10 protein-coding genes are annotated in these 11588 nt (G+C 58.5%); 6 read left to right on the top strand and 4 right to left on the bottom strand.

Annotation, left to right across the window (positions count from 1 at the left end; translation table 11 throughout):
- The first annotated feature begins 122 nt into the window (after nucleotides 1-122).
- On the top strand, nucleotides 123-731 hold the full coding sequence (locus ACFVHU_RS07220; protein WP_388023499.1) for a GNAT family N-acetyltransferase: 609 nt from the start codon (nucleotides 123-125) through the stop codon (nucleotides 729-731).
- A gap of 60 nt (nucleotides 732-791) precedes the next feature.
- On the opposite strand, the gene ACFVHU_RS07215 is transcribed toward ACFVHU_RS07220, so the two are convergent.
- Nucleotides 792-1550, bottom strand: coding sequence for a FadR/GntR family transcriptional regulator (locus tag ACFVHU_RS07215; RefSeq protein WP_105656128.1), 759 nt, complete (start codon nucleotides 1548-1550; stop codon nucleotides 792-794).
- Between the two features lie 187 nt (nucleotides 1551-1737).
- Between ACFVHU_RS07215 and ACFVHU_RS07210 the strand changes: the two genes are divergently transcribed.
- Genes ACFVHU_RS07210 through ACFVHU_RS07190 form a run of 5 tightly spaced genes read left to right on the top strand, consistent with a single transcriptional unit; the run spans nucleotide 1738 to nucleotide 8295 of the window.
- Nucleotides 1738-3258 (top strand): ABC transporter substrate-binding protein, encoded by a 1521-nt coding sequence (locus tag ACFVHU_RS07210; RefSeq protein ID WP_388023496.1) that lies wholly within the window; start codon nucleotides 1738-1740, stop codon nucleotides 3256-3258.
- A 33-nt stretch (nucleotides 3259-3291) separates the two neighbouring features.
- Nucleotides 3292-4239: an ABC transporter permease gene (locus ACFVHU_RS07205; RefSeq protein WP_133834157.1), complete on the top strand. Its 948-nt coding sequence runs from the start codon at nucleotides 3292-3294 to the stop codon at nucleotides 4237-4239.
- Nucleotides 4239-5090 (top strand): ABC transporter permease, encoded by an 852-nt coding sequence (locus ACFVHU_RS07200; RefSeq protein WP_105656130.1) that lies wholly within the window; start codon nucleotides 4239-4241, stop codon nucleotides 5088-5090. The genes ACFVHU_RS07205 and ACFVHU_RS07200 overlap by 1 nt, the downstream gene beginning before the upstream one ends.
- A gap of 3 nt (nucleotides 5091-5093) precedes the next feature.
- Nucleotides 5094-6851 (top strand): dipeptide ABC transporter ATP-binding protein, encoded by a 1758-nt coding sequence (locus tag ACFVHU_RS07195; RefSeq protein ID WP_388023493.1) that lies wholly within the window; start codon nucleotides 5094-5096, stop codon nucleotides 6849-6851.
- 28 nt (nucleotides 6852-6879) lie between these two features.
- Nucleotides 6880-8295, top strand: a complete 1416-nt coding sequence (locus tag ACFVHU_RS07190; protein ID WP_388023490.1) for an amidase — start codon at nucleotides 6880-6882, stop codon at nucleotides 8293-8295.
- A 79-nt stretch (nucleotides 8296-8374) separates the two neighbouring features.
- Here ACFVHU_RS07190 and ACFVHU_RS07185 read toward each other — a convergent pair whose 3' ends face one another.
- Genes ACFVHU_RS07185 through ACFVHU_RS07175 form a run of 3 tightly spaced genes read right to left on the bottom strand, consistent with a single transcriptional unit; the run spans nucleotide 8375 to nucleotide 11454 of the window.
- Nucleotides 8375-9154: a FadR/GntR family transcriptional regulator gene (locus ACFVHU_RS07185; RefSeq protein ID WP_105656133.1), complete on the bottom strand. Its 780-nt coding sequence runs from the start codon at nucleotides 9152-9154 to the stop codon at nucleotides 8375-8377.
- Nucleotides 9155-9204: 50 nt separating this feature from the next.
- On the bottom strand, nucleotides 9205-9975 hold the full coding sequence (locus ACFVHU_RS07180; protein WP_105656134.1) for an SDR family NAD(P)-dependent oxidoreductase: 771 nt from the start codon (nucleotides 9973-9975) through the stop codon (nucleotides 9205-9207).
- Nucleotides 9976-10005: 30 nt separating this feature from the next.
- Nucleotides 10006-11454, bottom strand: coding sequence for an aldehyde dehydrogenase family protein (locus tag ACFVHU_RS07175; RefSeq protein WP_388023486.1), 1449 nt, complete (start codon nucleotides 11452-11454; stop codon nucleotides 10006-10008).
- Between the last annotated feature and the right edge of the window lie 134 nt (nucleotides 11455-11588).

The following is an 11588-nucleotide window of genomic DNA, read 5'->3' as shown; positions in this document are numbered from 1 at the left end:
TCAACACTAGAGCGCGCAGGTCAGCGCCAACACCGAGGGAACCGGAGTTCTTCATTATGGAAAACCCGAAGAATTTGCCTCCCAGGGTGCCCTTTGGGCTTTTCGGAGCGCAGGATGGACAGATGGACACGAACCAGGATCCGCAGGCGGCAGGAACAGCGCCCATCGAGATCAGGCCGCTGGCCGAAGAACGCATGGACGACTTCGCGACGGTAGTGAATCCGAGCCGGAGGCAGAAGCATTGCTGGTGCTTGTCGCACCGGATCGGTGCCGTCGAGATCAGGGAACGAGGCGCAGGGGACCGGTTCGCCGCCATGCGCTCACTGAGCACCGAGCCGATTGCCCCGGGAGTGATCGCCTATCGCGCAGGGGAACCGGTGGGCTGGTGCAGCATCGCTCCGCGATCGAGGATCCCACTGCTGGAAAAGTCCAAGCTCATCAGGTCCGTGGATGATCTGGAGGCTTGGAGCATCACCTGCATGGTGGTGCGCAGCGGCTACCGCCGCCAAGGCGTGAATCGGGAAATGGTCCAAGGCGCAGTGCAGTATGCGCGGGACCTCGGGGCGCCAGCGGTCGAAGCCTACCCCGTGGATCCGGCAGGGCGGATGGACCTGACCATGGCCTTCGTCGGAACCAGGAAGATGTTCGAGCAGGCCGGGTTCGAGGTCGTCGGGGTCAGCGACGCCCAGGCCAGCAGGATGCCCCGGCTGATCATGCGCAAACTGCTCTGACCCGGTGACGCTGTGTTGCATTTGCTCCGCTTTGGCACCGGGATAAGGAACCGGCGTGAATTAGCGAGGTTCCGTCAGCGCTTCAACGCCGCGCACCCCTTCATCATCCAGACGAGGTTTGAAATACGTGGAAATGGCCGTCTTGGCTGCGTTTCCGGCGGTGACTGGCTCTCTGGCTTCAATTGCATCGAAGATAGCTCGGTCCAATGCCACCACTTTTTTCATTTCTAGGGACTCGTTGTCCGCGTGGCTCATCTGGTCATTCATGACGCTCAAGATGGCACCGGATACCGCCTCGCCACAGATCCGCAACAGGCTGTTGTGGCTGGCTTCCCATACGGCCGCGTGGAAATCGAGGTCGGCTCGGTTGAAGGATCCGGAGCCCGCAGCCGCCTCAGATTCCATGCGTTCAACTGCATCGCGCATGACCGATAATTGCTCGGAACTATGCATTACGGCCGCTAGCTGGCAGGCGGAACTCTCCAGAACGATTCTGAATTGAACCAATTCCGAGAGTGAGAGGGTAGCTATGCGCGCCATATTGGCAAAGGATCTGCCCAGATTATCCGTGGAAACCGGCAAGACAACTGGACCGCTGCGGCTACCGGGACGCGACGCAATGAGGCCTTGGCTCTGTAATACTCGCAATGCCTCGCGGACCGTTGGCCGGCTGACGGAGAACTGCACCATGAGCTCGCGTTCACTGGGAAGGTGCTGGCCAGGTTCAATTTCCTTGGACAGAATCGCTTCCTCTATCTGTTGCACTACTCGCTCGTAGGTCAATGTTGGCACGGCCGGCGTGAAAGTTAGCTTGCTCAATTGGGGCCTTCCTTTAGCTGCGAGTGGAAACGGTTAGCGGACAAGGTATTGCAGTTCTCCGGGGCGGCACCGCCCCAGCCAAATATTTCGACAACTGGTAAGACCAGAAAACTTAGTAGAAATATCAGCATATATGGTGTTGTATGGATCACATCACTCAATGGACATGTTGACCGATGGAGATCCCATGAAAGAGAAAAAGAACTACAGTCGGCTTGCGGCGACAGTGCTGGTTGGCTCTCTGGCGCTAACCGCGTGCTCTGCAGGATCAGGCGGGACTTCGTCGGAAGGCTCGGCCGAAAACACTTCAGTGACCGTCGCGCTAACTGGTGAACCGGTCAATCTGGACTTCACCACGACTGCAGGCGCTGCTATTCCGCAAGCGCTCATGTCCAATGTCTATGAAGGATTGGTCGAGATCGACCAAGAAGGAAAGATCCAGCCGTTGCTCGCCGAATCGTGGGAGCTGAGCAACGGGAACAAGACTTATACGTTCAAGCTTCGCGAAGGCGCAACCTTTTCCAATGGCGAAGCGTTCACTGCCGATGACGTCAAATTCAGTATCGAACGAGTCCAATCCGATGACTGGGTCTCTAGCTTGAAGACGAAAATGGAAATCGTGGACTCTGTCGATGTCCTCAGTGATTCCGAAGTCGCCATTACCCTGAAGCAGCCGAGTAATGCCTGGCTTTTCGACATGGGCACCTTGGTCGGAGCCATGTTCGATCCAAGCGGCGTTGACGAACTAGCTTCGACCGCCATTGGGACTGGGCCATACGAAATTGATGCGTGGAACCGCGGGCAGTCCATCGAACTCGCGACACGCGATGACTACTGGGGCGAGAAACCGCAGGTTGAAAAGGTCTCACTGCGCTACTTCGCCGATGCGGTAGCCACGACCAATGCACTTCAATCCGGCGACGTGGATGTCGTCTACAACATGCAGTCCCCGGAACTGCTGTCCGGTTTCGAATCAAATGACAAGTACCAGGTCCTTGACGGCACCTCCAATGGCGAGATCGTCTTGTCCATGAATAACAAAAAAGCTCCGTTCGATGACAAGCGCGTGCGCCAAGCCGTCATGTATGCCATCGACCGCCAAGCTGTAGTCGACACCGCATGGAACGGCTACGGCACGGTGGTGGGCGGACCGGTTCCGACCACCGACCCGTACTACGAGGATCTGAACGATATCTACCCGTACGACCCGGAGAAGGCCAAGGCGTTACTCAAGGAAGCTGGAGCCGAGAACCTGCAGATCACTTTCAAGGTTCCAACTCGCCCTTACGCAACCGCAGTCTCTGAAATAGTCGTCTCTCAACTGGCTGATGTCGGAATCGACGCTAAGATCGAGTCCTCCGAATTCCCCGCGGTCTGGCTCGACGAGGTCTTCACCAAGCACGATTACCAGATGTCGGTCGTCCTGGCAGTGGAGAGCCGAGATGTTTTGGCAATGTTCAACAACCCGGACTACTACCTGGGCTACGACAATTCAGGCATTGAGGAGCTTGCCGCAAAAGCCGATGCTGCCGACGAAGCCGGATACGTGGATGGCATGAAAAAGGTGGTTCGCACCATCGTTGATGATGCAGCTGCAGATACCCTGTTCATCTTCCCGAACATCGTGGTAGCCAGGGCAGAGGTGACCGGCATTCCGGCCAACTCCGTGACCGAAGCATTGGATATGACCAATATCGGCTGGAAATAGCTTCCATAGCCGCACCGACAAAGGGAAAATCACGTGGGTATTAGATTACTGATCAACTTGGCAAGATTCGTTGTCACTTATGTGATTGCAACGGTTGCAGTGTTCCTTTTCATGCGAGCAATTCCCGGAGATCCTGCCCAGATTGCCCTGGGTGTGAACGCCACCCCGGAGCTATTGGCCAAAACGCGAGCCGAGTTCGGGACCGATCGGCCGCTGATCGTCCAGTACTTTGACTGGGCGCTGGGGTTGCCCACCGGCAACTTCGGCACATCCTACGTCACGCGGCAAGATATCAGTCCGCTGATTGTCGACCGGGTGCAAGTCAGCCTGATCCTGGTACTGCTGGCAATGGTCCTCGCCTTGGCGATTGCGATTCCCTTCGGCACCTACGCGGCGGTCAAGCACCGCAATCCGAGCGGCATCATTGTCAGCGGAATCAGCCAGGTAGGCGTGGCCATTCCCAACTTTCTCGCCGGCATTCTGCTGGTGGTCGTCTTTGCCGTGGGCCTGGGTTGGCTTCCGGCCAACGGGTGGACACCGCCCGGCGAGGACTTCGGAGATTTCATTTCCCGCGTCGTCCTGCCAGTGCTCGCTCTGGCATCCGTGCAGGGAGCTATCCTGACTCGCTATGTCCGTTCGGCGGTGATGGAAGTGATGAGCGAGGATTACTTGCGGACCGCACGGTCCAAGGGCCTCGGGAAGCTTGAATCGCTGATCAAGCATGGTCTGCGCAACGCCTCCATCCCGGTTCTGACAGTTACCAGCGTGCAGTTAGCGGCATTGATCATTGGCGCGGTGGTCATTGAACGGGTGTTTGTGATCCCAGGCCTTGGGTCCATGCTGCTCGACGCGGTGGGCAACCGCGATCTTCTTACCGTGCAATCGGTGGTCATGGTGCTCGTCGCGATTACCTTGATCATCAACTTGGTCGTGGACGTTCTCTACACAATCCTGGATCCACGCATTCGAAAGGGCGCGTAATGTCTGCAGAACCAGTTACCGCTTCAAGCACCCGTCGAAAACTCTCCGTGACGCTGCTGGTAGGCAGCATCCTCGTAGCTCTCGTGGTGCTCGCTGCACTCGTCTCCTTTGTCTGGACCCCCTTCGATCCGGTACAAGCAGTTCCCCAGGATCGCTTGCAAGGATCCAGCGTCACCCATCTGATGGGTACCGACAGGTACGGACGCGACGTCTTTTCGGGAATCCTGTACGGAGCGCGCATTACCTTGCTGGTGGGTTTGGTTGCGGTAGGTATCGCCCTGATCATTGGGACGCCGCTAGGTATTCTGGCTGGCATGCGAGGCGGCATCACCGAGGAAGTTACCATGCGTGGCGCTGATATTCTCCTCGCTTTTCCCGCGTTGCTGGTAGCGATCATGTTTGGCGCCGTATTTGGAGCCAGCACATTCACGGCCATGCTTGCAATCGGCATTGGCTCGATACCCGGCTTTGCGCGTGTTGCGCGAAGCGGCACCCTGCAGGTGATGAGCACCGAATACATCATGGCTGCCAAGGCATCCAGCCAGAGCAGCTGGCGTATCGCCCGGCGCCATGTGCTGCCCAATATCATCGGCATGGTCGTGGTGCAGTGCTCGGTATCGTTCGCAATTGCGGTACTTGCCGAAGCAGCGCTGTCCTTCCTTGGCTTGGGCACTCCACCACCAGTCCCATCCTGGGGCCGCATGCTGCAAGAATCCCAGCAATTCCTGGGGACCTTCCCGATGCTCGCCGTTTGGCCGGGCGCCGCCATTGCCGTTGCAGTGTTGGGCTTCACCTTGCTTGGTGACGGTCTGCGTGATCGGTTCGATCCGAAACTGAATGGAGATCGGTAATCCATGGATAAGAAAACAACTACCGGCGCTCTGATAGATGTCAGGGGCCTGACAATCAGCACCAAGCACCGCACGCTTGTCTCGAACTTTAATCTGCGCATGAATCCGGGGGATCGTGTAGGGCTGATTGGCGAATCTGGTTCCGGAAAGTCCATGACCACATCCGCCCTTATGGGGTTGCTCCCGGAAGGTGTCAGCGCCAGTGGCTCCATCCAGCTTGCGGGTCACCCACGGAATCTGGTCGAGGCAACTGACAGGGAACTGCAGAAAATCCGTGGCAATGATATGAGCATGGTCTTCCAGGAGCCGCTGACCGCATTGAATCCGCTGATGAAAGTCGGTCCGCAGGTCGCGGAAATTATGACCAGTCATAAGACCGTTGCTTCAAAATCAGCGGCTCAGGCTCGTGCGGTGGAACTGCTCGGATCGGTTAAGCTCCCGGATCCGGCACGGGCCGCCCGCTCTTATCCGCACCAGCTTTCTGGAGGCCAGCGACAGCGCGCCATGCTGGCGATGGCCTTGGCGAATAACCCGGGTCTCTTGCTCTGCGATGAACCGACCACGGCTTTGGACGTTACGGTTCAACGCCAGGTTCTGGATCTGATCTTGGAATCGGTCCAAGAACGCGGCACCGGGTTGTTGTTCATCACCCATGACCTTTCGGTGGTCGCCAACGTCTGCGACCGGGTGCTGGTGATGAACAACGGCCAAGTGGTTGAAGAAGGCGATACTGGAGAGGTATTCAGCAATCCGCAACACCCTTACACCCGAGGACTGCTGGCCGCCTCGGACCTGAATGCCACAGATGCCGACGGCAGGTTATTCACCGTGGCTTCGGCCGCTTCCTACATTCCGCCTTTGGCCGAAGCGCAGCCAGTCGTGGAAGCAGCAAACGCGGAAATAAGCGATCTCCGGGAACACGATCAGGCCGCGGGGGACATTGCTCCCGAAGTGCCCTCGTTGATCAGTGTCAAGGACCTGACGCGATTCTATCCTGTCGGACGCTCGTCGCTCTTCGGGAAGCGTTCGGAGGTGCATGCGTTGAAAGGCGTCTCCTTTGACGTTGCTGCCGGGCAACGTTTCGGTGTGGTCGGTGAATCCGGTTCCGGAAAATCCACCCTCTTGCGCATCTTGGCAGGTCTGGACCAACCCACCTCAGGCAGTGTTCGTGTGGCAGGAAGCGAGGTTGCAGGGGCCAAGGAGAGGGATCTGGTCCAATTGCGCCAGCAGCTGCAGATCGTTTTCCAGGATCCCATGGGATCGCTGGATCCGCGGATGCGTGTCCGCGACATTATCGCTGAGCCTTTGCTTGTTCCGGGGCAAAAGGTGGATAGCGCCAAGCACCGGAAGATGGTCGCAGAGATGCTCGGATCGGTGGGACTGCCGGCCGATGCCGCGGAACGCTTCCCGCATCAATTCTCCGGTGGACAGCGCCAGCGAATCTCCATTGCTCGTGCGCTGATCTGCGAGCCTCGGGTGCTGGTGGCTGATGAACCGGTCAGCGCTCTGGATGTCTCCGTCCGGGCCCAAGTACTGAACCTGCTTTCGGACTTGGTCGACGACTACCAACTGACCCTCGTCTTCGTCTCCCACGATCTTGGCGTGGTGCGGCATATCTGCGACAACGTCGTGGTGATGAATGAAGGGCGGATCGTCGAAAGCGGAACAACCGAACAGATCTATGACAGTCCGCAGCATGCGTATACGCGGACTTTGGTGAATTCATCCATGTCCCTGCGCAACGAACTGGCCCTGCGCTAGTAATGCTCATTTTCCTTGAGAGGCCATCATGTCCCAGCTTTCTGAACACACCACCGCACTGCACCAGCTGTCCGCGCAGGAACTTCACGCGTCCTATGCTGCGAAGGACATCTCGCCGGTGGATGTAGCAGAGTCGGTCATCAAACGGGTTCAGGAACGTGAACCGGTACTCAACGCGATGTACCAGTTCGATCCGGAAGACGTGCTGAGCCAGGCCCGCGAAAGCGAGCAACGCTGGGCCAGCAGAACACCGCTCGGTCCACTAGACGGGGTGCCGGCAACGGTCAAGGAGAATATAGCACGCAAGGGCATCCCGATGCCTTCGGGAACGGCCCTATCCAACCCCAAGGTGCCCACGCAGAACGCGCCGATCACCGATCGGATTCTTGAAGCCGGCGGCGTCCTGGTTGGCTCGACTACGATGCCGGACTGGGGCATGCTCTCTTCGGGTGTTTCCAGCCTTCACGGAATATCGCGTAGTGCTTGGAACCCTGGATGGACCACCGGTGGCTCCAGTGCGGGTGCGGGATCTGCCGCTGCTGCTGGATACGGGCCGCTGCATGTCGGCACCGACATCGGTGGATCCATTCGCCTGCCCGGCGGCTGGCAGGGGTTGGCAACACTGAAACCCAGTGCAGGATTGATTCCCCTGGATGTCCCGTACATTGGCCGGGCGGCCGGCCCCATGGGACGTACCGTGGATGACATTGCCCTTTTCATGTCAGTGCTCGGACAACCAGATATCCGTGACTATTCGGCACGGGCCTATCCGGCCATGCAATGGCAGTCAAAGCTTGGCAGCGTCCGCGGGATGAGAATCGGGTTGCAGCTTGAAGCTAACGCTGGGGTCGCTGTCGACCCCGAAATCCGATCGGCGGTGCAGTCGGTAGCGGACACTTTTGCGCAGGACGGTGCCAGGGTGGAAGAGTTGCCGCCCTTCATCGACCAAGGCATGCTTGACCAGCTTGACCGCTTTTGGCGTACCCGGTCCTGGGCCGATTTCCGTGAACTGAGCGAAAGCGAGCAGGCGAAGGTCCTGGGTTACATCGTGCGCTGGTGCGAAGGAGGAGCCAAGTTCGATGGCGCCGACACGATCAGGAATTTCGGTGCGATCGACCAGATGCAGAAGGTGACCATCGCGGCTACCGCCGGGTATGACCTCATCATCTCTCCGGTCTCCCCGATGGCTGCTTTTCCTGCGGAACAACCGATGCCAGTGGTGGATCCTGACGCCACCATGGGCCATATTGCCTTCACCGTCCCGTACAACATGTCCGGTCAGCCAGCGGCTACCGTCAATTGCGGTTTCACGTCCGAGGGCAAGCCCATTGGCGTGCAGCTGGCCGGAGCAGTTGGAACCGATGACGATGTGCTTCGCGCAGCCAGCTGGTATGAGGCAGCTCGGCCAGATAGCGCCAAACCGCAGTGGTCGAACTTGGACTGAAAATCCCGTATAAGCAGGGCACAGCAACCACCGCAGTTGCTGTGCCCTGCTTGTTGTTCTGATCTGCAGTATCGGGAAATCAGCTGGTTTGCGTGGCCTGTCCGAAGGACGCCAGCGCGGCAAGAGCTGTCCGGTCATCGGCAGGTACCAGATGACCGTAGTATTCGAACAGGCTGCTGCGGGCAAGATGCTCAGCCAGATGCGCATCTTGCTTCTGGATGGCCATGAAGACCTCGTGATGATGGTCGAGGGTGCGTTGCATCAAAGCCTCGTCATCGGAACTTTGTTCAATGCTGGACGTGATGAGCTGCTCGATGGACTGGCGGACTGCTTCGCCGGTAATCTGCAGCAGTGCATGGCCGCTGGCCTGCGCGATCACGTCATGGAAATCGAGGTCTGCCTGGCTGAAAGCGCTTTGGCTCTGCGAACGCGCCGCCCGCATCCGCGCCATCGCCTTCTCGAGCTTCAATAAGTCCGCATCGGAACGTCGCGTTGCGGCCAGCGAATTGGCCGAAGATTCCATGGTCATGCGATAAATGAGCAGATCCGCGAGGCTCGACGAAGATGTCGTGGCCAAACGGCTTATCATTTTGCGCAAAGGCGCTGACGTGGGAGAGAGGACAACCGCTCCGCGCGGATCACCCGGCCTAGAGGCAACTATCCCGTTGCTTTCCAAGACCCGCATCGCTTCACGCACCGATGAACGACTCACCTCAAACTGGGTTACAAGTTCACGCTCTCCGGGCAGATGATCCCCGATTTTCAGTTCGCCGCTAAGTACCTGGCTTTCAATGGAACTGACGATGGCTTCAAAAGCGCGCGTCTTAGTTGCAGCTGGCACCTCTGGTGTCTGTGACATCTTAAGTCGCTTTCGTGGTGGTCTGTCTGAAGAATCCTTGGCACCACCGCCTAGTTCGGTGGGGTGAAACGACCATCGATGGCGGTCCAACCGCCATCGACGGTGAGCACCGAACCAGTCACGAAGCTCGATGCCGGCGATGCAAGATAGACAATGGCTCCAGCCATTTCCTCTGGCCTGGCCCAGCGGCCCAAGGCGCTCTTCTGGGCGTAGGCGTTGTACCAGCCGGGGTTGGCCTTGATCTGTGCGGTCAGAGGGGTTTCAACAACCCCTGGGGCAACAACATTGACCCTGACACCCTGCGGGCCGAATTCGGCGGCCGCGGTACGGGCCAGCTGGACCAGTGCAGCCTTGGTGGCCGCATAGACACTTTGCCCGGGCTCGACAACTGATGCGCGAATGGACGAGATGCCAATGATGGATCCGCCGCCATTGGCTGCCAGCCGAGGTGCGAAGGCCTGGATCAGTCCGAATGAAGCCCTCAGGTTCAAATTCACCACGCGGTCGAATTCTTCCATCGTGTAGTCGACGATGCGCTTTCGGACATTCGTGGCAGCGGTGAACACCAGGGCAGCGATGTCATTGAATTCATTGGAAGCGGCCTGAACAGATTGAATATCCAGAACGTCGAGCTCGATAACCGTGGAACCGCTGCTGAGCATGTCGGCGGTCTCCTGCGCGGTTTCGACATCGCGGTCGGCGCAAATCACGTGGGCGCCGTGGGCGTCGAGGGCCAGAGCTGCTTCACGGCCAATGCCGCTGCCTGCACCGATGACCATGACGCGCTGGCCGGCAAATTGGAAGAGCTGCGTGTAATCCATTGTGTTGTCCTTCGTTTATGTTGCCTCGGGCTACGGGCGGATGATGGCCATCCGGGTGACAGTGAATTCTTCCATTGCGAAGCGGGGTCCTTCACGGCCGATCCCGGAGTCCTTGACTCCTCCATAGGGCATGATGTCTGACCGGAATCCCGGGATTTCATTCACTACGACACCGCCAACTTCCAGTTCATCGATGGCGCGGAAGGCCGTCTTCAGCGACTTGCTGTAAATGGCTGCCTGCAGTCCGTACCGTGAATCGTTCACCAGCTCAAAAGCTGCATCGAGGTCAGGCACCGTGCGCAAGCAGATGACAGGACCGAATATTTCCTCGCACCATAGTTCTGCATCGGACGGGACGCCGCTCAGAATCGTGGGCTGGATGGATTCTCCTAGCAAGCCTCCGCCGGTCAGCACCTGTGCTCCGCGTTCTTTTGCCTTCTCGATCCATGACAGCACGCGTCCGGTGGATGCCTTATTGATCAGCGGAGCCACCCGGGTCTGTTCCGAGCGGGGGTCGCCAACCGCTATTTCGCCGATGCGCGCCAGCAGCTCCCGCTGGAAGTCGCCAGCGATTTTCTCATCGAGCAGAACGCGCTGAACAGAGATGCAGGCTTGCCCGTTGGCATAGAACCCCCCGCGTAGCACGGCATCGACTGCTGCATGGATGTCGGCGTCCTCGGCGACAATGAAACCGGTGTTAGACCCCAGCTCCAGCACTGCCTTGCGTGGTGCCGCATTCTTGGCGATCTGGTGGCCGACGGCCGCGGACCCGGTGAAGGAAACCACCGCTGAGCGAGGGTCTGCGACCAATGTCTCGCCAACGTCAATGCCGCCGGTAACCAGCTGCACCGCTGCGGTGCTGACCTGATGGGCGGCGAGGGCTTCGCGGATCAAGTGCACAGCCCACAACGTGGACAGAGGAGTATTCGGTGCTGGCTTGATGATGATCGGGCACCCAGCCGCCAGCGCTGGCGCAAGCTTATGGCTGGCCAAGAGCAAAGGGTAATTGAAACCGGCGATGCCGATCACGATTCCTGCCGGTTTACGGGTCCAGTACCCAATCATGCCATCGCCGCTGGCCTGCAGATCCAGGGGTACTGTTTCGCCGCGCAGGTTCGCAACTTCTTCGGCTGCCGCGGCCCATGTGGTTAGGGTGCGCGCAACTTCTACCCGGCAGTCCACCAGGGGTTTGCCGGTTTCGAGGACCAGGAGATTCTCGAGCTCTTCGCGGTGCTCGGAAATCTTGTGATGGACCGCCAAGAGGATTGACCGCTTGGTGCCGGTGCTCAGCCTCTCAACTTCCTTGGCGACGCCTTGGGCGGCGTCCAATGCCTGGCTGGCTAGTGCCGCGGAGCCTACAGGCGCGTGCGCAACTACTGAACCATCGAAAGGGAAAATAACGGGGACTGTTTCCGCGCAGTGCACCCACCGATCGCCGATGGGCAATCCCGCAGGGTAAGCATCTGAGTGAGAAGTCATCGTTCCTACTTTCGAATTGGCGCCATGGAAGTCCTACTGGTCTGACCAGTAGATGACCAAAGCTAATCAGTGATCTAGCTCGCAGTCAACAGGTTTGAGGAAAATGACCCTTTCACACTTCTAAAACGTTGAAT

Origin of the sequence: Glutamicibacter sp. NPDC127525 (genome assembly GCF_042672105.1) — a bacterium.
Lineage (GTDB): Bacteria > Actinomycetota > Actinomycetes > Actinomycetales > Micrococcaceae > Glutamicibacter.
Note: the sequence above shows the minus strand (reverse complement) of the source record. Positions and strands in the feature narration are given on the sequence as shown.

Excerpts from the sequence above, each read along its gene's own strand:
- ACFVHU_RS07210 (WP_388023496.1), top strand. The coding sequence starts at position 1,738 with ATGAAAGAGAAAAAGAACTACAGTCGGCTTGCGGCGACAGTGCTGGTT.
- ACFVHU_RS07180 (WP_105656134.1), bottom strand. The coding sequence starts at position 9,975 with ATGGATTACACGCAGCTCTTCCAATTTGCCGGCCAGCGCGTCATGGTC.
- ACFVHU_RS07175 (WP_388023486.1), bottom strand. The coding sequence starts at position 11,454 with ATGACTTCTCACTCAGATGCTTACCCTGCGGGATTGCCCATCGGCGAT.
- ACFVHU_RS07195 (WP_388023493.1), top strand. The coding sequence starts at position 5,094 with ATGGATAAGAAAACAACTACCGGCGCTCTGATAGATGTCAGGGGCCTG.
- ACFVHU_RS07185 (WP_105656133.1), bottom strand. The coding sequence starts at position 9,154 with ATGTCACAGACACCAGAGGTGCCAGCTGCAACTAAGACGCGCGCTTTT.
- ACFVHU_RS07200 (WP_105656130.1), top strand. The coding sequence starts at position 4,239 with ATGTCTGCAGAACCAGTTACCGCTTCAAGCACCCGTCGAAAACTCTCC.
- ACFVHU_RS07190 (WP_388023490.1), top strand. The coding sequence starts at position 6,880 with ATGTCCCAGCTTTCTGAACACACCACCGCACTGCACCAGCTGTCCGCG.
- ACFVHU_RS07220 (WP_388023499.1), top strand. The coding sequence starts at position 123 with ATGGACACGAACCAGGATCCGCAGGCGGCAGGAACAGCGCCCATCGAG.